We start from the raw sequence: 21061 nt of genomic DNA on the forward strand, positions 1-21061 counted from the left end.
CGGTTTTAGAAACTTTATTAACTTTAGGAAGCGTGTTTTCATCACTCTGAACATACAAAAAGAGAAAACCTATCAGGTTCTCTCTAGATGTTAGCTTTTCGTCACCCACTACAGTTGACAAAGAGCCATATTTAACCTGTCTACTTGACAGGGGGCATATCAATAGCGGGTGGTTTATTTGTTTCGCACCTTCGGAGCGAAACGGACTAATAGTCACATAATAAAAAGGAATTAAGCAACCAAACGCTACTTAATTCCTTGAAATTATCTCATCACCTCTATTCGCCTTTAAATTTTGATAGACTCTATTTTCTAATTAATATGACCAATATTGTCAATACTAACCTTTTCAATCAATTCATTAGTTGTCGAAACTAAGTACATTAATAAATCCAAAAAGAGTATCAATAGTAAAGTAAACTAAATAATTGAGTTATAAATGGCTATTTTCACAAAACTGTTTCATCATCACACTATCTCAGTACACAAACCATTTTTCTATAGCTTTGTCTTAATCTTGATCTTTTTTCTTTAATCCAAGAAACGCACATAAGGTAAACATTATTCCGGCAACTAATGACATGAAGACTTCGCTAACTGTTCCGGTTTTTGGCAACCTATCATTGTTAGTAGTTGATTTACTATCAATATTGGTATGTTTATTATCTATGTTCTCTGGTTCATTAAGATAAACTTCCTTCTTATTTTCAAAGTTTTTATCATTTTCATCAGGAACTTTAGCTGTGACATCCTTAGTTGAATCAGATTTGTGTGAATGATTTTCTCTTTGTAAATCCTCTTTTTTGTAATTTTCATCTAAGTGACTATGATTTTCTTGCACGTTATCTTTCTTTTTCGATACATCAAAAGTAGGTTTATTTTCCTCCTCCTTTTTCTCCTCTATTTTCTTGAATACAGGTTTTATAAGAGTATCTTTTGATACATTAATAACATAGCCAGCATCTTTTTTCCCTTCGACACCAGAAATTTCCCAGCCATCAAATTGATATCCTTTTTCTAATTCACCCTTATAGACAGGTAAAATGAAATCTTCTTCCGACACTATCGTTGAACTCATTTCTTTTCCATTTTGAATGGTCACAGTTACCGTATGAGGTTTTAGTTCGCTTACCTCTCCCGTATCTTTGTTTAAAATGAATTCTTTTACGGTTGTATTTCTTGCAAAATCTTTTACAACAATCTTAATGTTTAGTGTCTTATCTGTTAGTTGTTTAATATCATCAAATGATTTATATTCTTTTCCATTTACATAAATATGTTTGTCTTGAATCTCACCATCGAATCCATTATTTCTTTTATCATTGATATTAAAGACTACAGATTTTCCGTCAGCATATTCAATACTAGTATTTCCCTTAGGATCAATGTTTACTTCTGGTTTAACATTATCATATAAAAATTGATAGTGTACTCCAACCGCTTTCGCATTCAAATCGCTATAGCCAGTTTGAAGATAAACATTTCCATCCATATCTGTTACCTTATCTGGGAATCCGTTTGCTTTATAGTCTTTCATTCCCCAGTCCATGATGTCACCGTCTTTAACATTAAGCTTAATATTAAAATCTCTAGTGTTATCAATGTGTAAATCTCCGTAGATTAAATAATTATCTACAACCGATTCATTAACTCTCAACTCCCAGTTAAAACCACCCTTATCAGAAATCTTACCTCTTAAATAAAATTCTGGATTTCGTACATAAATTTTATTAGATTTAGATGGATTAAAGTAGTTCTTGTCCATTGAAAGATTTACTGGTTTTGCATCAATAAATAACATAGAGCCATCTTCTTTTATAGCTTCTACGTTGGACTCATCCTCCCCATGATACTCTTTATCATCTTTACCAAATAATACCAGTTTAGAAGAATCTGTTACAAGATTTCCATCTTTATCGATTGCCTCCCCTTTATCATTCATTTTAAAGGTAAACACTTGATATTTTACAATGTTAAAGCCATCCAAAGCCGACATTAATACTGATTGAGTACTTCTTCCATCTTCAACATTTCTACTATCAGCATAAATTATTTTTTCTGATAGGACTCTTAGATTAGGATTGGCCTTTTGTATTTTTGCTATATCTTCCTGGCTATAAACTCCATTTCCTTCTAACATATCCGTTTTTCCAGGATTATAGGTAGTCACTTTTAGTGCATAGCCTTTTCTTAGAATGATGTTATCCTTTAACAGATATTGTTGTTTTTCTGAATCAGAATAGATTTTACCAGATTCCATTTCCGTTAAATTGTTTGGTTTGTTCTTTGAAAGATCACCTTCTCCTAATTCTATTACATTCCCATAACTTGATGTATAGGGATATTCTGTTTTAGTTTCCTTATTTTTTTCAGGCATTCTAATTTTAGTTTCAGCTTTTATCTGATCATCATCTTTAACAAAGAATCTCATATCTCCTGCAAAAGCTAATCCATCCACAATATCATTAATATTAGCGTATAAATCAAATGTCATCGTTTTTGAGTGGGAATCATACTTAGTCGTTTTGATTTCTACAGAACTATAGTTATTGCCGTAATATACCTTGGCATTTTTAGAAACATTACTTATCTTTCCAAGAATTTCAAAGTGTCCATCTTTAGACGGGCTTAGAACACCATAAATTTTTGATTTGATTTCGTCAAGTTTTTCAGTTTCATATTGTAAGGCACTACCATCGTCATAAGCAATGATATTTCCCTTATCATCGTATTTATAATCGTATTCCTCTGTTCTCTTACCAGTTTCACTTGTAAAGTCATCAACTTCTCTAAATTTCTTTTTAATGAGTTTCTTTAAGTCTTTACTTTCAAAATCTCTAATTGTTGAAATAGTTTTATGAATAGTCAAGCTTGATTTTTCTTCGATAGACTCTTCATTTTCTTGATGATTTTCTTCCTCAGTTGTATCCTTTTTAAGACTATCCTCTTTTCTATTTTCTAAATTTTTAAATTTAGATTCGGAAATCTCGCCAAGCTTTTGGTATTTAGATGAATCTTGATCAGGATCTACTAGATAATAGGAAATCATCCCCTTTTCATCAGCATGATCAGCAAATTTAATTCTATGAATCTTTGTGAAATTGCTAGATCCATCTAATGCAATGACTTCAATGATTTTTCCTCTTAAATCTCCTGCACCATTAATTTCATAAATAGTATTTCCGTCTTTGTCTAGTTTCCTATTTCTTCCTTGACCCTCACCTGCATAAGTTACTTCAAGATTTTTCTCAACCTCTCCATCTTCATTAACCAGAGCGGCGCCTGCATACCAAACTTCGTTTGCAATCTCGTCAAATTTTTCAGGATGTTCTTTTTGATCTCTCGCAAATAAGGTTTCATTCTTGTATTGATCTTTTACCTTGTGATAAGTATCCTTTGTAATCAACTTAATTTTTTCAGGATTTGAAAAATCAACCGAAACAATCTTAGGGGCTGTATTATCAATTTTTACAGGAATATAGGAAACCTGCCATGGGTAATCTTTAGTTAATCTATATTTAAATTTATAGAAATATTGACCTTCTGCAATCGGTTCAAATTGTCCTCTTATCCTAGTAGCAGGATCTTTGGTATCCTTGCTTTCTGGTGCATTTTCTTCTCTACCTCTAGGGTTATAGATGAGTCCATCCCATTTCAAGTCGCTCCAAACTTTTAGCTTAGAAGATTTGATTCCCTTTGCATCATTTCTCTTAGAGTTTAAAATTCCTCTAATAAAGTGTTCTCTCGAAATGACTTTTAAGTCTCTTTGATTTTCTCCCTCTTTATTTGTATTTACTATTGAAATCAATCCTTCTTCTGCACTTCTTAATACAAGTGGAGAAGGTGTTAATCCTCTCCCAAGTTGAGCATCTTGAGGATTTCCATTTGAATCTAAAGGATAAATTTTAGCAATATTAGAACCACTTGATGATGGTGCGTTGATCCCTTCGTTATTGAAAGCAAACAATTCTGGATTTTGATCTAGGGATGTTGTATTTTTATCTTTTCTATTTTGTATAACTCCTGCTGGATTAAATTTATCTATACCTTCTCCACCAATCCCCTTATTTAAGGTTCCTGGAATTTTCGGTTTGCCATCATCATCATAACCTTCCATTGTTTTTGATTTTGAACCTTCCTCCCAGGCCCATTTATCAAGGATTGGTTCGTGGTTCCAATTCCCAGCAAATCCCATTAGAGGCATCGATAAAGAAGGTTGGAAGTTTATTTTCTTCCCGTTGGAGTTCAGAGCTTCCATTTCTTCCACTGACTCAAAATGAATAAATGATTCTACAAATTTATTTTTGTTTTTAGCCTCCCCAACATTTATAACCGCATTTAAATCAAAGCTAGAATTTGGACCTATAGTGAAAGTGTCATGCTCAAATGTAATATTTGCTCCTTTGATTTTTTCTGGGTGGATTTCTGGAACAATTTGCTTACCATCTGGAGATTTTTCATCTTTGTATGTTTCATCCAGTTTGAGTCTGTCAGTTAGAGCATCTGTAGTTATAGCAGATGCTGAAACTTTAAAGGTTAAAGGTCTGTTTGATGTATTGTGAAGCTTAATTGTAAAATATTTTTTATCTCCTTTTATTTCTTTAAGAGAAATAGAACCATAAGAGTTTACCAAACCTTTAGAATCCGTGTTTTTAAAAGTAGCTACGACTTCATTTCTCAAAGCATTGGCAACATTAATTAGCCCTGCTCCCTGTTGTCTAGGTGATGCAAAGTATTGACTTTTTTCTTTCCAAGAAGTTGCATCCATCATAGGGCGTGCAGTATTTTGTAGGGCTATTTTTGTAAGACTTGTAAGATCTATTTTGTCATCTCCCTTAAGATTTTTCAACACAGGTCTTTCAAGCATTTCCTTTAATTTTGGTCTAATCAAAACAGTAGAAGCTGCCACGATTGGAGTTGCCATACTAGTCCCTGACATATAACCATAAGTTGATTTCCCATTAATGACATTGAGAGTGGATTTAATATTTTTACCGGGTGCTGAAACATCTGGTTTTAAAAGTAAATCTATTCTTGGTCCCCAAGATGTGGACCCTGCTGGAACGATGATCTCTTCTTTATACAGTTCTTTGTCTGTGTCAGGTGCAAACTTAAAGTCAATCTCTTTTTCGTCACCTACATTCGGTTTATTAGAATTATAGCTTGCCATATCAATTGGATAGTATTGCTCCAATTTATCTTTAAAATCTTCTTTATTATTCCTTTTAACCTCAGTTTTTTTATCAGGGTTAATCATGTTCCATAACTTTACACCATCATCTCCTGAAATTGAAAAAACTTGACTAGTAGTTCCTTCATCCTCCTCATATCCCATAGCTGGAAGCTCTGTCCAATTATCTCTATTGTAGTAATTTACAGTATTTACAACCATAATGCCACGTGCACCCTTATCCGTTGCACGTTTAAAAGCATTTTTTAACTCCTTTGTATAAATTCTATCCATTACTGCAATTTTGCCTCTAAGATCCAATCCTATCAAATCTTTGTCTTGCCCCTTGCCTATATATACAAATTTTAATTTACTAGAAGCTTTTGATCCTTCTTCATTTGTTATGATTTTATTCTTATCGAAAAAGGCACCTATATTTCTATATTTAAAACTTTCTCCACCTATGTTAACTTTATCAAACTCAACTGTTTGATTTTTAGCAGATGCGACTGCTATCGCATCTTCATGTGCTGCAGTTCGTGTTACATTTCCAGTGTCGGTCATTTTCAGATTATTATTTGCCACTAAATCCCATGAAGAACTTGAAGCAGAAGTCGCATAGTTACCCGTAGCTACAACCATTGGAATGCCTGCTTTTCTTAATGCTCTAATAGCTTGCCAATATTTCTCACCTACAAGACCTGTTCCTGTAAAGCCAGATGATATCGAAACAACATCGACATTGTGTTTGATCGAATCTTCAATAGCATGAAACATTGTTTCATCTCCTGCGAAGCCAGATCCTGCGTCAGAGTACATTTTATAAGAGAAAATCTGTGCATTAGGAGCAATTCCATCTATTCCGTTAAAGTTTTTAATATCTTTTTCAGTATCATTTCCCGCAAGAATCCCTGCAATATGCATCCCATGTGGATCAAAATAATCGCTTCCATCATCAGCTTTTTCTACAGTAATTTTACCACCATTATAATAATTGAAAGCATGAGGGATTTTATCACTCAACCAGAAATTTTTATCAGTACCTTTTAAGTCTTCTTTTTTAAATCTCATTGAGTCTTTAGCATCATCATCAATCCTCATGGCCTTATGCCTATAATCCGTTCCCGTATCGATATTTGAAATGACCATACCTCTACCATCAAAGTTTTTCCCAAATGGTGCATTGATAGATTTTAGGTAATCGATTGCCTCTTCAACTCCAATTTCTTTTCTAGCATGATTCATCATAGGTTGGACTTTTTGTGACCTTTCAACCGATGAAATACCTTCTATTAGTTTAATTATGTCCAGAGTATCTTTGGTTGTTTCAATAGCGCTACCGTTAAAAATTCTATCATAAGTATATAAAACTTTTGTATTCTTAAGATTTGATAGTTCCTTGATTGCTTTTTCTCCAGATTCTTTATCTTTAAATTCAGCAATATAGACAAGTTTATCCTCTTTTTTGGGACTTTCTGGGTCTTTACTTGCAGACGAGTCCGCTTTATCTCCTTGGGATTGATTGGAATTTTCTTCTTTGATTTTTGCTTCTTCATTGCTAGTGTTATTGTCTATCACAGGATTTTTACTAACAACTTCTTTTTCCTCAATATTGGAATTTTCTTCTTTGATTTTTGCTTCTTCATTGCTAGTGTTATTGTCTATCACAGGATTTTTACTAACAACTTCTTTTTCCTCAATAATTGTTGTTTTCTTTTCTTCAGTATCCTTTGAAGTTTCTATAACATTATGAATATCTTCAAGTTTTTCTTTGTTTTCGTTTTGTTTACCTACTACTGTTTCTTTATCAGATATTTTTAAAGAATCTTCAGAACTAGGTGTATCTGCTAGGATTACCTCATTAGGGACATATGCTGCTAAAATAACTGCAGCTGTGGTTAATGACAATACTGTACTTTTTTTCATTTTAATTCCTTACATATTTATTTAACTTCCAATAGATAGTAAACTTTAACTTTGCTAGCATTTGTTATAAAAAGTTTTACTAATACTCTTCGAAGATCGCATCAAACCGCGTCAACGTCGTCTTAGCGTATGTATGGTTACTGACTTCGTCAGTTCTATCTACAACCTCAAAGCAGTGCTTTGAGCAACCTGCGGATAGTTTTCTAGTTTGCTCTTTGATTTTCATCGAGTATAAGTATTATCTAGGAAATAGAGTAGTACATTTATATATAATTGTTAGCTCTCCAGAAAAATAGTATATCATTTAAAAAATTTAAGTCAAGAAAAATTAACCTACATTAATTTATTTTTTAATAAGCGTTAAAAACATAGAGTCAAAAACTTTCGTAGTTAGCTGGGGTACATTATCAGAACATTCACACCATCAAAAATAGTAGCAATCAACTTAAAGCACTAGCAACATCACAAAGTCAAACATCATTAATGAAATATCAGCGCTATTAAACAATATAAAAAACCGCTAAGAATAAGACTTAACGGTTATCTTCTACATATCTATTTTTTCAAATCCTCAGTCGTTTATCTACCTATAACCTAGACTTTACGAGTGCCTTGCTCTACCAACTGAGCTAAATTGGCTAACACTTTTATAGTATGGCACTCTCAATTTTTTGTCAGGAAGTTTTAAACGATTTTCTTTATCAAAATCTGGCAAGGATTCTGGGGATCCCAAAGTTGAGGAAAAATCTCTAATTTTTTAAAACCAACACTTCGATAAAAGACATTTGTTCGATCATAATCTTTATTAGAGCCTTCTGCTACTGTTTTTACCTGTAGGTAGTCTACTTGTTTGCGTGCTTCACTTTCTAAAGTAGCAAGCAATTGACTCCCAATTCCTCTACCTTGATGAGCTTTTTTTACGCCGAGACAATCAATCTCTGCACACTCTTCACTAGAATAGGACAAGCTTACAAATCCAGTCAAATTACTCTCCTGATAGGCTGCCCAAACTTGCAAATCTTTGGCTCCTTCGATGTAGGCTTGCGTGCTTTCAGGTATTCCAAACCATTCTGGCAAATCCTTTAAAACCTCATCAACAACTGCCATTTTTTGATCTTCATCCTTGACTTCTTCAATTGTAAACATCATAAGTTCCTTTCTTGATTTTAGTCTTACTTTACCTCTTACGAACCAGCACTTTCGTAGGCATCCAAGCCCCTATCCCAGAGTTTGAGGGAAATGAAAAAGAAGACAAGGGAAATCAGGATCAAACCACCGATATTAAAGAGCCCATTCTTACCCTGCAAGAAATAACTGGCAGGATAGTAAGCCGTAAAGGCAAATGGCACGATAAAACTGATCAACCAACGAAGGAGCGAATTGTAAATGGAAATCGGGTACTTGGCAAAATCATTGAACATATAAAAAATATAAATCATGGCGCCTGACTGTTTAGTCCAAAAAGCGATACTGGCTGTCGCTATTTTCAAGGAAGTATAAATCAAGGTAGCAAATGGAATACAGACTAGGAAAATCAGGAATTTGGGAAGCGTCCAAGCAATGCTTGATACTGTTGTTCCCAATAGAATGTAACCGACCAAAAGTTCCCCCAAGGCATCAATCTGAAAGGTCTCAACCAGAATATGAAAGAGAGGGTTGATAGGACGAGTCAAATACTTGTCAAATTCCCCTTTTCGGACTAGTCGTTGACCTAAGGCCCAGAGATTGTCAAAAAAGAGATGATCTAATCCCTTTGGAATTAAGGAAAATCCATAGATAAAGGCAATTTCTTGAAAGGTCCAACCTTCTAGCGAGGGGATGTGTTGAAAGATGACATTGAGAAACAAGAGGTTTAGGCCTTGAGTCAGAAAGACTCCCAAGACACCTACTACAAAATCAACCTTGTATTCCATGATTTGCTTGATGTATTGTCTGATAAAAATCAGATGCATGCGTTGATATTTTTTCATACTAACCTCCTTGAATAGTGATAAATGACTGGACTCGTTTCCAAATCAACTGAGACAAGCCCACCATCACTATAAGCCAGAAGAACTGGAGCAAAAGCGCTTGAAGAATCTGACTGGCATCGTATTTCCCAACAATGATCATAACCGGAGTGTAAATCAAGGATGAAAAAGGCAAGAAGGAGAGAATAGCTGAAACCACCTTTGGAAAGAAAGCCAAGGGAATCAAACTTCCAGACATAAAGGCCACTATGGAAGTCTTGAGTAGATTGGAACCCCAAAGATTTTTAAAGACAAATGCTGAAAATCCAAAGCAGATGTTAAAGAAAAAGTTAATCAGATAAGCCAGAGTTAAGCTAAAGAGATAAAGGACAGTTAATCCCAGCACTTCTACAATACCTTGCCCAGATAAGATTTTTATCAAAACAATGACACTTAAAAATGGCAGGCCAACAGAGATAAAAATCAACCACTTGGAGCCAAGTTCGGTGAAAAGATAAGAGGCCGCAAAATGCACTGGTCTCAGCAAGCGCATGATAATGGAGCCATCCTTGACCTCCTCCCCAATCATAAAGGAGCTATCAGACCTGGTCAAAAGATTGGTCACAAAACTCATGATGATGTAGAGGGTGATATCAGCCATACTAAAGCCCTGAATCAAAGGCTCCTGGGAGGAGTCAAAGACAGCCTTCCAGAGATAGAAAGCAACAAAAGCCCCCATGACATCACCAATCCGATAGAGAATAAAGTTGACTCGATAGGTAATCAACTCCTGAATCCCTGCATTGATAAAGGGTTTATAACGTCTCCATAATTTGACCATCTTAGAGCTCCTTTCGGTAGAAGCGACGGATAATATCTTCAATATCCGTATCCACCATCTTCAAATCACGGATTTCAAAATCAGACAGGGTTTGCTTGATAATATCGGCCGACTGGTAGCGGGAACTATCGAATTCAATATTGAGAGTATTTCCTTGTCTATCAATGGACATATCAGGCAAGCCTTCATAATGAGAGACGAGATGACTTTGACCTGGTATCAGATCGAAAGAGAGAGTCTTCATCTTGCCAAAGGTTTCCTTGAGCTGGCTAACCGTTCCATCAAAAATCTCTTGCCCCTTATCAATCATAAAAATCCGATCACAGAGTTGCTCAATGTCACTCAGATCGTGAGTGGTCAAGAGAATAGTTGTTTCTTCCTCTTGATTGATTTGAGTAATAGCCCGGCGAATGTTATCCTTAACCGACACATCCAAACCAATGGTCGGCTCATCTAAAAAGAGAACCTTGGGATTGTGAAGCAAGGAAGCCGCAATATCCGCCCGCATCCGTTGACCTAGCGAAAGAGTCCGCACGGGATCCTTGATAAAGTCCTTCAAATCCAAGACTTCATTCAAAAAATCCATGCGCTTGTGGAAGAGCGAGTCTGGGACATCGTAAATCTCCTTCAAAACCGTGTAAGTTTCTTGCAGGGCCAAGTCCCACCATAGCTGAGTTCGTTGTCCAAAAACAACCCCAATATCCTTGACATAATCCTGGCGATTATCCTGTGGAATCTTGCCATTAATCCGACAAAAACCAGATGTCGGTTTCAAAATTCCTGTCAGCATTTTAATGGTGGTCGACTTCCCAGCACCATTTGCCCCGATAAAACCTAGAATCTGCCCCTTGGGCACCTCAAAGGTCAAATCCTTGACCGCTTCAAAGGTCTGCTTTTCAGGATGAATAAAGGAACGCAAAGCCCCCTTCAACCCCGGTTCCTTGACTGTCTTCACAAAATTTTTCTGAAGATGTTTCACTTCTATCATTGCCATATCTATCTCCTACAGTAAAAAATCAACAAACCGTGTCCTCTAAACACAAAAAGCCAATTTCTCATCTCCTAAAATCTGCCTTCTTTATCACAGCAGAACACCTTAGTATTACTCTATTATAAAGCAGTTAAAAAAGGAAACCAAGTGTTATTCTCGAAAAAGAGAAAATAGTTTTGATACTTGAAAAAATCAAAACTACCCGTCTAATTCACTAAACAAAATGACGCAATTCAATAATTCATCAGAGCCTCTACATATTCCTGTAGAGGCTCATTTCAACTTCTCTCATTCTTGCTTGTGAATGTTTAGATAGATTATAAGCCACAAAAAAGCCACCATATGGTGACTTAATGATAGACAATCTAAAAAGAATTGGAAATAATTCCTTTTTTGAGTGCTGTAAGTATAAATCCCTACTTTACACACTAAGTTCATTTATCACATCTAACAATAACTCTTTGTCATTCTTCATAATGGCTAACAATGCATCCTCGTCATCTTCCAAAATGGCTAAATATATCTTTCTTCGAGCTTCAAACTTTTCGATTTCTTTTTCAATCTCTTTAATCCGTCGAGTTTCTCTTAATTTCATAGAAAAAAGAATTCCCAAAGCCATAAAAGTTAATACATCAATTGTAGCGAAAAATATGATAAGATTCATGATAATTACTCTCCCTCTAAAATAAATTTTCTTAGTTCTCAACTAATGAATGGATTTCAACACTTCACTCTGAAAAGATGAGTTTTCCTTGTTTATGTTCATTATTAGTGTTAACCATTAACAAACATATGCTCTCGCAAACATATACAAATCATCTAATTCATCATGTTCAGGTCTTGAGGTTGTATGAAATCCTGCACAATAATGACAATAATAAGTACGAATGGTTTGATCCTCACACAACATGACTGCACGAAGTGCTTTGGCATTAGTCTCATAAACTATTTTATTTTTTTTAGCTCCATGACAGTAAACACCTTTTGTTGAGTGTCTGTTCTTCATAAGTTTCATTTTGTTTTTATAGATTATCTTTCTAATTTTAGACATTTTGCTTTCCTCCTTTTGGTAATAAATGCTGTACTTTTGTTTTGCATTATTTCTTTATAACTATATTTTATCACCAGAAACACACAATACAAGTACCTTAAACACATCATTGTCCATCTGTTTTATACTTTCAAACAATACAACAAAAAAAGTACGTATAAAACGTACTTCTGTTTTTTTGTGAAATGCTATTAAAAAAAAGTGTCAATTTTACTTATTTATTTTTTCTAGTTCAAGTATAGTAAATACCCCATTAAATCGATCAATATAACGTTGAAAACTATCTCTGCCATAGGTTTCAATTTCATATATTACCCTAGGAACTGTACTCCTTGTATCTTTCTCGATAACTTTAAGTGCAGGGACATCATCTTCAAGTACTTCCCAAAACTGACCAACATATCTGAATCTAATCCGAAATTTTTCCGTATCTGAAAACATCAAGAAAGTATAATAACGAACATCACTATCTGACAAAATTTGAGTTAATTCCTCAGAACTTAATATTAGTTCTGTATTATACTTCGAACGATGAACAGTTTTAAAACGATCCAGTCTGAAATTACGAAGACTCCTTGTATCTATTCTTAATCTTCCATCCTTTTCTTCAACTTTATATGCCATACAATAAAAATAATGATCATTAAACATAATCGAGACCGGTAACACATCATAATCGGCATCCTTTCCTTGGTATTTCGTATACTTAAAAGAAAGAGGCTTCTGATTTTCAATTGCGTCAAAAATAGCGGATAGATGAGGTAAGATAGATTTACTCTTATTGTCCCTGTAAATCGATAATTCCTTATACTCCTCTAGTTCCCGTTCCGTAAAGTTTCTAATACGCTGACGTTCCCTATCATCAACAGCTCTCTCTACAAAAGTATCAATGATTTCTCTAACTTCCTCAACACGTAGTGCTCTACTTTCTAAAAGAATCTTAGACAAGATGACGGCCTGGTTGTACTTTAAGTTACCATAACCATGGTTATATTCTGCCTCATAGGTTCCTGCAAGTCGAGAATACTTTATTTTCATATCATCTCTAAGTACTTTTAGATTTTCCTTTAATTCCCTTAAATCATCTTTAAAGGTTCGCTCGGCGATATTAAAACGTTTAAGGTAATCAGTTTTATTAACCTTATGCCCCTTTTCCAATTCAGACATAAAATATAAAAGACGACTGGTTTTCCCTTGCAAATTATTTTCTTCTTTCATTATTCGACCTCATGCTTGATTATAACTTATAGAATATAATATCATTATCCTCTACGTTAGTATGCTTTTACTTTCAATACTTATCTAAAAAACTCAAAGTCCCTTTGAAAATTGAAAAATTATCCTAATTCTGTTCGTAATAATATCTAGTCTTTTTTGTACTAGCTTACAATAAAAATAGAGATTTAATACACAAAGGCCAGTGTGAATTTCACTAGCCTTTGTGATAATATTAGTGCAATTTATTATTCAAGTATTCTGCTATATCCAAAAATGATAGCGTAGAATCAAAATGTTCTTCCTCTGCTTCTTCGCCACCTATTAAATTAAGGCTAAAATGATTTCCTCGAAATCTGACTTCATATACTTCATTTATATAGAGTATCCTATTGGTACTTTCAATCCCTTTCTCACTTTCATAACAAGATTGTATTCCTAATTCCTTTAGTTTTTCTTCTAGTGCTATCAAATGAATATCATAATTTTTAGCACTAGAGCTCTTATTGGGAATTAACAACATCTCCTCTGAACGATTAAGCCAGAACGGAGATTTCATTCTATATTGTGAAGGAGTCATTTTACTAAACATGGTTTCATAGTAAGCAATGAAGGCATAACGCCATTCTTGAGGAGCTATATTACTAATATTTTCTTGGATAATACGACGATACTCAACATCTAGCGGCTTGTTCATATCGAGTTCATCAAGTAGTTTTTTGACATACTCATTTCGAGATGAAAATAAACTTTTGAGGCTTGGTGCAGACCCAGAAGACTCATTTGAATTATCCTGATACAGCGTTTTATAATTATTAGCTGTAGTCATTGTATAGTCTCCTAGAGCTAGCAAAGCTGCCCGCATTAATAGACCTTCTTCAGGCTTTGTTTCAGTAAACATTTTTGATATTTTATTCCAATAGATTGAAATAACATCAATCTTTCTGCTTGGCAAATCATCCGCTTCGAAGTAAAAGCAACTTCGAATCTGACCATCAAAATAGGGATGATTTTCAGCAACTTCTATAATCTCTCTATAGGAATCATCTGCAGTTATCAATTTAGCTTTTTCAATCTCTTCGTCAACTTGGTCAATACTGAAACCATTAATTCTATTTCCCTCGGCTAGATATTCTAGCAGGTCTGAAGTATGTTCGATTTGTTCATTAATCCCCTTGATTGCCCGTTCATATGACTCTTGAGAATCTATAACTGAGTTATTAATCAAGTTCCTAAAGATACGATACCAATTTTTATAGCTAGTATCTAATGAATCACCGTGATGTTCTAAGAATGTTGAAATAACGTGAAAATAAACCCTATCCTTCAGTTTTTTGTCGACTATTGAACCTTCTAAGATAGATGAAACCTCAGGCACTTTATTCTGAGAGAGAAAGTCAAGAACAGATACAATTATTTTTATATGACTTATTTCTACAGTTTCAAAGTCGATTTCAAGAGTCCAATTGTCGCGTTTAGAATAATCAAGGCTATCTAAATTATTGATAAGCACAATTTCAAATAAATTTAAAAAGTTGGTGTCAAAGGCATTTTTATCAATATTCCAAATAACATCAGTCCATTTTGTATCAATATTTTGGGAAAATTCCCTTTCTAAATGACTATCTATTTTCTTTATTCTATCAATTAATCTTGCTTTAAAATTTTCAAAGTCAGTTAATGGGCGCCCTCTAGAATTCAGTTTGATATAGAGCTCATCTTCTGAACCAAGTTTATCAATATCTAGAAAATTGAAGACAAGTTTTTGGTTATTAGAATCTGATAAAACTGAAACATAATCAAACCCATAATCAAAAGAATCAGAAATGTCATCTAGTGTTTTCAAGGCACCTTGTACAGTTGGATCTAACTGCCATGAATCTGCAAACCATGGCTGATCTGTTATGATTTCTGAAGAACTTTCTGTTTCTGTAAAGATATTCTTTCTGTTCTCAAATAGACTCTTGAAAAATTGTGTAGAAGACTTTCTAGTTTTATAAGAAAAATTACCTAGAAAGTCACACTCGTCATTATCTCTATAGGCAAAAAGATAAACCAGAAATAAGGTTGTCAGACGTTGTTGCCCATCTAATGGAATAAACTTCCCATTAATTGATTTTCCATAAATAAAATTCAAATCGAGTGGTCCAACGTTTGTGTCAAGTAAGGCAGTATTTATATCCTGGAGTAATTTTTTTCGAACTTCTGTGGTTCTTTTATCCTTTCTTCCTTGTGCATAGTCTCGCTGAATCAATGGAATTACGACTCGATAATTTTCTAACAATGATTTTAAGTTATATTTTACATTAATCTCTTGCATGACTACTCCTCATAATCTCCAAAAAATTGGTTGAATTCCTGTTTTATCGCTTGAATATAACTGTCTTTATCCTTATCAGTCCAGTCGTCAAATCCATCTACCTCATTGCTATAGACTTTCAAGAACACATTGCGCGTACAAACAGGTACAAATTTTCCTTCCGCATCAACCTCAAGAATAATTCTACGCTTTTGGTCAAATGGGCTATTTCCATAAGAGCGATTCGTATTAGAGTCTAGCAAGGTTAAATTAGCTAGACTATCATCAGCCTCAGCAGTCTCATCAGCCGTAGCATGAATATGCTCGATATCCCATTTCTCTTTCTTATAAATATCAAAAGGAAATCGATATTGTTTTTCACTCTTATTAATCAAAGTAACGAGATTAAACAGTAAAAGTAGATCCTTAATTTCTTTTTTCTTACTACTGTAGGAAAAATCTTCGATAGAACCTATATCTTTTTTCAAAGTTTTATAAGCAATTTTTTTTAATTCATAAAAAGCTTCTGACTTTTTCTTCCCTCTTGTAGCCTCAAAGACCTTTTCAATATTCTTATCGTCAACCGATAAGAGATAGCCGATTAAATGGTACCTATTTAGATCCTTGTACCAATTGGTCAAATCTTCAAATTTTAAGTAGACTTCATTCCAGTACTCACTTATAAAAATCGATTTATTTTCAGCATTTTGATATTTTGCGTAGATTGAGTAAAAAGTTGCATAAATATCATTTTGAGGTATTTCTAAAGTTTCATGTTCAAGTAGGTTAAACAAAAGATCTATCCTAGTGACATAATTCTCACTATTTGTAAGAAACTTCCAAAATGATTCCTCTTGAAGTCTATGTTCAATAATATCCCATTCTATTCCCCTTTGAATCCTTTCACTATCATTTTCAGATTCATAATTAGTTTGATCTAACAATAGAGCTTTAATGAGCTCAGCATTAGTCAAAGGAATTTTACCTAAGTTAACTTTGGTAAATAGTTTTATAGGGTCTTCTGTCTCATCAATTTCATACCAAATAAAGAAAACAGCCTCTGTTAAGACTTGATAAATATCGTGTAAAGCATTATCCGAATTAATATCTTCTCGTTCCACCCATTTATCAATAGCAGCAAAAGCTTTACTGATATGATGTGCATCAATATCATAATCCTCGATTTGTTGATAAGTATCAAAATTTAATTCTTTTAAATATTTAGCACTCTGTTCTCTTGTTTCATAAACCAACTCAAAGTAATCATATTGATTACTTCTTCTACGGCCACTACTAAATTCAGCAGACATAAATTTCAAAAAAATAAAGATCGTTGTTAGCCTCTGTTGACCATCAACTACATCATAAGTATTATCTGAAACTTTCTTAACAATCAAGGGCTGCAAACAGTACTTATAATCTCTGTTTTGTTTACTATGTGTATAGAGGTCTTCTAAAAGAGTTGTAACCTCATGTTCAGTCCAGCGATATCCCCTTTGATATGAAGGAACATTAAATTTTAATCCTTTTAGGTCTTCAATTCGTTTTTCAGAAACTACCATTTGATATCTCCTTTTCATCCAAAGGTTGTTATTAGAATTAACAAAATTATTATCTACAATTATAGCACTATTATAAATCAAAATATTGGAAAAAATGCAAAATACTTTCTATATAGAACAGGATAATGAAAAAAGCCACCATATGGTGACTTCATTCTTATCTATTTCTCCTCATCCCAACCAATCTTTTTCCTTGGCAATGCGGACGGCTTCTGTTCGATTGCCTGCATCGAGTTTGGTCAGGATGGCTGTCATGTAATTTCGGACGGTTCCATTTGAGAGAAAGAGGCTTTCTGCGATTTCTTGGTTGGTTGAACCTTGAGCCACCATGGCCAAGACTTCTTGTTCACGTTGACTGAGTGGATTATTGTCAAAGGCGACACCTTCGACAAGCTCTGGTGAGTACTCCTTTTGACCTGCTAGGACGGTATGGATGGTCGCCATGAGGTCACTGATGGAACGCTCTTTGAGCACGTAGGCATCCACCTGGGCTGCAAGGGCTCGTTTAAAATAGCCTTTTCGTTTGAAAGTAGTCACAATGACGACCTTTATTTCTCTTTGATTGGCTCGAATCCACTCAAGGACATCAAGGCCTGTCTTAACTGGCATTTCAATGTCTAAAACGGCTACGTCGACTTCTTCTTTTTCCAAGAGAGCAATGGCTTCTTGACCATCACTGGCCGCATGGACCTCTTCGACATCGTCTTCCAACATGAGGAGCTGGCAGAGGGCATCCCTCAACATTGACTGGTCTTCGGCAACTAATAATTTCATGCTTTTCCTCCCTCTTTCAAATGTACACGAATAATGGTTGGATGCGATTGAGACAGAATTTCCAAGTCTCCATCTACCAAACTGAGGCGCTCTCTGATACTGTGTAGTTCTTGTCCAGTGACTTCCTCAAAGCCACAACCATCATCCTCAAACTCAAGGACAATACCATGATCACGTCTTAGACGAATCTGACAGCTATCGGCCTGGCTATGTTTGATGACATTATTAGCCAGTTCACGAAGCACCATGGACAAGGTAGACTGACTAACGGGTGACAGGCTGTCTAAATCAAGGCTACTATCCACGGTCAGGACGATATCAGATAGGTCAAAGAGCCGCTCGAGTTCCAGTAACTCCTCGGCCACCGTTCGGTACTTGAGCTTATTGACAATCTCACGCACCTCGTACATGGAGTCTCGGCTAATCTGGTTCAATTCTTCCAGATTCTTTCTAGCAGCTTCATACTGCTCCTTGTCCATCTGTTTCAGAGCCAACTCAGTTTTGAGACTCATCATGGCAAAGGTATGCCCTAAGGTATCATGCAAATCACGACCGATACGATTGCGTTCATTTTCAGCGGACAGGATATTGATGGTCCGATTCTGCTCCGCAAGGGCTTCTTCCATCTTTCTCTCCTGACGCATACGGTTTTGAAAATAGTACATTCCCAAAGAAAAAAGAGTAATAGCCAGGGACATGAGGTGGGTGCTCAAATCGTCTGTCAGTAGGAATGATGATGACGTCAAAATCAAGAGTGTCACTAGAAAGGATAAGAATCGATAAGAAGATATGCTATCCTCAAATCGCCAAACGAGAAGGTTAACATTGAAAAAAACAAACCACATCATGCCACCCTGGAAGGTCACGGACATAAAGATAATGTAAGCTAGAGTGTAAAACCACAGAAAGGGAATCCACTTGCTATAAGCTTTTTTCAAATACACCATAAGGAGATAAGAGATGGTAAACAAACCTGTCAATAACAGGGTCCAAACTGGATAATATCCGCCAAAAACTCCTAAGATTGGGAAAACAAGGAAAATCAGACTAACAAAATAAGCGAAATCATTTTTCTGGTAAGTTCTAAACATGGTCACTTTCTCTGTAAGATTTGATAAAAAGGGCTAAGCCTGTAGTTATTGTAGCATAGACCAAGATAAAAATGAGCGATTTCCATGAAAATTCCCCTTTTTTTGCGAAATTGACTACTAACTGATTGATATGATAGATGGGTGTCCACTCCGAAATGTGCTGAACCCATTTTGGAAACATGGTTACTGGCATCCAAGAGCCACCGATAATAGCAAGACCAAGAAAGACTATATTTCCGACGATAGCCATGATTTGTTGAGACTTAATTTGGGCAAGGAGCAAGCCAAAGGATAGGAAGACTAGGCTTGACAAGAGTAAAAGAGCCCCTGAACCAAGCCAATGTGATAATGGCATCTTAACATCACGCACAAAAGCTCCCACACAGAAAGTCACTAGGATAGCAACCATAAAGTTCATAAGAACTCGAAAGATTTTAGAGAGGTAATAGGATTGAATACTGATTTTTGAATGTTCGATGTAAGTTAACCAGTGATCGGTTTGATCCTCTCTAAGCATGTAGGGGAAGGTAAAGAAACCAAAGCTGGACATAGAAAATCCAGTCATGGTCAACATATAGGACAAGATAAAATCTTTTTGTGACGCTGGGTCAGGACTCATTTCCATACCTGAATACAAGAGGAAGAATCCGACGGGCATTCCTATGGACATGATGAAGACTGGCCAACTGCGCCATGTTTTTATCCATTCGATTTTAAGTAGTGCTTTCATGACTTGTCCTCCCTTGTGCTATCAAATAGGCTATCTAAAAGTGTCTTGTTTTGAATTTCAATGTCAGAAATGCGACAGCCTTGAGCTTGTAAACTACTCCATACACTTTCAATATCTTTAGTCATAAAGGTGACAACATCACGTTTTTCAGTCACTTCATAAATGGCTGCCAGTTTGTCAAGACTTGGCGCAAAGCGACTTGCTAAGGTGACTTGCTTTTCCTTTTCCTCACTACGCATAGCATGTGGCGTAGTATCCCTGATGAGTTTTCCCTGATGAAGAACCAAAATGCGGTCAGCTGTGTGTTCGACTTCTTCGATATAGTGGGACGAATAGAGAATGGTCACACCTGACTTTTTCAAATCATTGATGATTTCCCAAAAGCGTTGGCGTGTCGTAGTGTCCATCCCTGCTGTCGGCTCATCTAAAAACAGAATGTCAGGCTTGCCAATAAGACAGAGAACAAAGGCAAGAAGACGTTTTTGTCCTCCTGAGAGTTTGTCCGCAAACTGCTGATACTGGTCATCTTTAAATCGTAAGAGTGCTTGAATTTCTTCTTTAGATAAGCCATTCTCAGAAATATCTTGGAAAAAAGCAATCAGTTCCTTGACTTTCAATTGCGAGGGAATGGTATTTTCTTGGAGAAGAACCGCAATTTGATCTTGCGCTTTCCCCTTTTTACCCTTGATAAAGACTTGACCGCTACTGGCTTTCTTATCACCAAGAATACAGGACATCAAGGTCGTTTTACCAGCACCATTTGGCCCAATTAAAGCAAGACAGTCGCCTTTTCCCACCTCAAAGCTAATATGGTCTAAAATCGTTTTTCCTTTGATTTTTTTGACAAGATTTGTTATTTGAAGGATTGCTTCACTCATGTTTGTGATTTCCTTTCTTTTGGTAGAAGGCTAGAAAAACATAACAAGCTGCAACAGATACTCCCATAACACTATAGAGAATATCACTGCTGCCATGAAGTAGGACATAAGCAAAGAGGATGGTCCAAATTGCTGCTAGAAGCATGATGCTTAGTATTTTCAATAGTTTCATGCTGGGCCTCCTAGTTTTTTAAATCATTTATGACAAGGTCGATAAAACTTTTAGCCATAGTGATGAGAATGTAGGCTGAGATAGACAAGCCAATAATCATGCCCAAATTTGAGAAGATAGCTTCAAAATTGCCTTTTTCAAAGATGTCAGTAAACATGCTAAGTCCAGCAAAGACAGTTCCGATGACAGCGTAGATAAGGTAAGATGTTTTGATTTTCATGAGATGACCTCTTTCGTTTTTTATTATTTCTAAGTTATGACTAAAGTATATCTTTTTGGTCATTCTCTTTTTAGCACCAGATGTCATGACATGACATGACATTTGTCATGTGACGTAAAGGCAAGAAAAAGAGCTGACCTTTCAGTCAACTCTAACTTAAGTTATAAGCAAAAGAAGGTTCATCCGTCATTT

At 35.3% G+C, this 21061-nt stretch carries 16 protein-coding genes; all 16 read right to left on the reverse strand.

What is annotated here, in order from left to right; all coding sequences use genetic code 11:
* Positions 1 to 511 precede the first annotated feature (511 nt).
* The 16 genes from PCY16_RS08545 to PCY16_RS08620 all read right to left on the reverse strand — a co-directional run bounded on the left by PCY16_RS08545 (position 512) and on the right by PCY16_RS08620 (position 20869).
* Positions 512 to 7096: a S8 family serine peptidase gene (locus PCY16_RS08545; protein ID WP_301354533.1), complete on the reverse strand. Its 6585-nt coding sequence runs from the start codon at positions 7094 to 7096 to the stop codon at positions 512 to 514.
* A 684-nt stretch (positions 7097 to 7780) separates the two neighbouring features.
* Complete coding sequence (locus PCY16_RS08550) at positions 7781 to 8242, reverse strand: GNAT family N-acetyltransferase (RefSeq protein WP_060971933.1); 462 nt, start codon at positions 8240 to 8242, stop codon at positions 7781 to 7783.
* A gap of 38 nt (positions 8243 to 8280) precedes the next feature.
* The gene (locus PCY16_RS08555) at positions 8281 to 9066 is read right to left on the reverse strand and encodes an ABC transporter permease (RefSeq protein ID WP_195414198.1); all 786 of its coding nucleotides are present in this window, start codon (positions 9064 to 9066) and stop codon (positions 8281 to 8283) included.
* 1 nt (position 9067) lies between these two features.
* Positions 9068 to 9886 (reverse strand): ABC-2 family transporter protein, encoded by an 819-nt coding sequence (locus PCY16_RS08560; RefSeq protein WP_195414197.1) that lies wholly within the window; start codon positions 9884 to 9886, stop codon positions 9068 to 9070.
* Between the two features lies 1 nt (position 9887).
* A complete protein-coding gene (locus PCY16_RS08565) occupies positions 9888 to 10880 on the reverse strand; it encodes an ATP-binding cassette domain-containing protein (protein WP_195414196.1) in 993 nt (330 codons plus the stop codon).
* Between the two features lie 418 nt (positions 10881 to 11298).
* A complete protein-coding gene (locus tag PCY16_RS08570) occupies positions 11299 to 11541 on the reverse strand; it encodes a hypothetical protein (protein WP_060971937.1) in 243 nt (80 codons plus the stop codon).
* A gap of 117 nt (positions 11542 to 11658) precedes the next feature.
* Positions 11659 to 11928, reverse strand: coding sequence for a hypothetical protein (locus tag PCY16_RS08575; RefSeq protein ID WP_060971938.1), 270 nt, complete (start codon positions 11926 to 11928; stop codon positions 11659 to 11661).
* 210 nt (positions 11929 to 12138) lie between these two features.
* Positions 12139 to 13146 (reverse strand): YafY family protein, encoded by a 1008-nt coding sequence (locus PCY16_RS08580; RefSeq protein ID WP_148512557.1) that lies wholly within the window; start codon positions 13144 to 13146, stop codon positions 12139 to 12141.
* Between the two features lie 232 nt (positions 13147 to 13378).
* Entirely contained in the window at positions 13379 to 15463 is a 2085-nt protein-coding gene (locus PCY16_RS08585) for a DUF262 domain-containing protein (RefSeq protein WP_060971940.1), read from the reverse strand.
* Between the two features lie 2 nt (positions 15464 to 15465).
* Positions 15466 to 17004, reverse strand: a complete 1539-nt coding sequence (locus PCY16_RS08590) for a DUF262 domain-containing protein (protein WP_060971941.1) — start codon at positions 17002 to 17004, stop codon at positions 15466 to 15468.
* 171 nt (positions 17005 to 17175) lie between these two features.
* Complete coding sequence (locus tag PCY16_RS08595; protein ID WP_195413914.1) at positions 17176 to 17778, reverse strand: response regulator transcription factor; 603 nt, start codon at positions 17776 to 17778, stop codon at positions 17176 to 17178.
* Positions 17775 to 18869: a sensor histidine kinase gene (locus PCY16_RS08600; protein WP_195413915.1), complete on the reverse strand. Its 1095-nt coding sequence runs from the start codon at positions 18867 to 18869 to the stop codon at positions 17775 to 17777. The genes PCY16_RS08595 and PCY16_RS08600 overlap by 4 nt, the downstream gene beginning before the upstream one ends.
* Positions 18862 to 19599 (reverse strand): ABC transporter permease, encoded by a 738-nt coding sequence (locus PCY16_RS08605; protein WP_195413916.1) that lies wholly within the window; start codon positions 19597 to 19599, stop codon positions 18862 to 18864. The genes PCY16_RS08600 and PCY16_RS08605 overlap by 8 nt, the downstream gene beginning before the upstream one ends.
* Positions 19596 to 20477 (reverse strand): ABC transporter ATP-binding protein, encoded by an 882-nt coding sequence (locus tag PCY16_RS08610; RefSeq protein ID WP_195413917.1) that lies wholly within the window; start codon positions 20475 to 20477, stop codon positions 19596 to 19598. Before PCY16_RS08610 ends, PCY16_RS08605 begins: the two co-directional genes overlap by 4 nt.
* On the reverse strand, positions 20470 to 20649 hold the full coding sequence (locus tag PCY16_RS08615) for a hypothetical protein (RefSeq protein ID WP_117647979.1): 180 nt from the start codon (positions 20647 to 20649) through the stop codon (positions 20470 to 20472). The genes PCY16_RS08610 and PCY16_RS08615 overlap by 8 nt, the downstream gene beginning before the upstream one ends.
* A gap of 10 nt (positions 20650 to 20659) precedes the next feature.
* Positions 20660 to 20869: a hypothetical protein gene (locus PCY16_RS08620; protein WP_021143966.1), complete on the reverse strand. Its 210-nt coding sequence runs from the start codon at positions 20867 to 20869 to the stop codon at positions 20660 to 20662.
* Positions 20870 to 21061: the final 192 nt, after the last annotated feature.

The sequence above is a fragment of the Streptococcus sp. SS4 genome (assembly GCF_030440125.1).
Lineage (GTDB): Bacteria > Bacillota > Bacilli > Lactobacillales > Streptococcaceae > Streptococcus.

What these genes read in the sequence shown, in the direction of transcription:
- PCY16_RS08545 (WP_301354533.1), bottom strand. Translation starts at nt 7,096, where the DNA reads ATGAAAAAAAGTACAGTATTGTCATTAACCACAGCTGCAGTTATTTTA.
- PCY16_RS08550 (WP_060971933.1), bottom strand. Translation starts at nt 8,242, where the DNA reads ATGTTTACAATTGAAGAAGTCAAGGATGAAGATCAAAAAATGGCAGTT.
- PCY16_RS08555 (WP_195414198.1), bottom strand. Translation starts at nt 9,066, where the DNA reads ATGAAAAAATATCAACGCATGCATCTGATTTTTATCAGACAATACATC.
- PCY16_RS08560 (WP_195414197.1), bottom strand. Translation starts at nt 9,886, where the DNA reads ATGGTCAAATTATGGAGACGTTATAAACCCTTTATCAATGCAGGGATT.
- PCY16_RS08565 (WP_195414196.1), bottom strand. Translation starts at nt 10,880, where the DNA reads ATGGCAATGATAGAAGTGAAACATCTTCAGAAAAATTTTGTGAAGACA.
- PCY16_RS08570 (WP_060971937.1), bottom strand. Translation starts at nt 11,541, where the DNA reads ATGAATCTTATCATATTTTTCGCTACAATTGATGTATTAACTTTTATG.
- PCY16_RS08575 (WP_060971938.1), bottom strand. Translation starts at nt 11,928, where the DNA reads ATGTCTAAAATTAGAAAGATAATCTATAAAAACAAAATGAAACTTATG.
- PCY16_RS08580 (WP_148512557.1), bottom strand. Translation starts at nt 13,146, where the DNA reads ATGAAAGAAGAAAATAATTTGCAAGGGAAAACCAGTCGTCTTTTATAT.
- PCY16_RS08585 (WP_060971940.1), bottom strand. Translation starts at nt 15,463, where the DNA reads ATGCAAGAGATTAATGTAAAATATAACTTAAAATCATTGTTAGAAAAT.
- PCY16_RS08590 (WP_060971941.1), bottom strand. Translation starts at nt 17,004, where the DNA reads ATGGTAGTTTCTGAAAAACGAATTGAAGACCTAAAAGGATTAAAATTT.
- PCY16_RS08595 (WP_195413914.1), bottom strand. Translation starts at nt 17,778, where the DNA reads ATGAAATTATTAGTTGCCGAAGACCAGTCAATGTTGAGGGATGCCCTC.
- PCY16_RS08600 (WP_195413915.1), bottom strand. Translation starts at nt 18,869, where the DNA reads ATGTTTAGAACTTACCAGAAAAATGATTTCGCTTATTTTGTTAGTCTG.
- PCY16_RS08605 (WP_195413916.1), bottom strand. Translation starts at nt 19,599, where the DNA reads ATGAAAGCACTACTTAAAATCGAATGGATAAAAACATGGCGCAGTTGG.
- PCY16_RS08610 (WP_195413917.1), bottom strand. Translation starts at nt 20,477, where the DNA reads ATGAGTGAAGCAATCCTTCAAATAACAAATCTTGTCAAAAAAATCAAA.
- PCY16_RS08615 (WP_117647979.1), bottom strand. Translation starts at nt 20,649, where the DNA reads ATGAAACTATTGAAAATACTAAGCATCATGCTTCTAGCAGCAATTTGG.
- PCY16_RS08620 (WP_021143966.1), bottom strand. Translation starts at nt 20,869, where the DNA reads ATGAAAATCAAAACATCTTACCTTATCTACGCTGTCATCGGAACTGTC.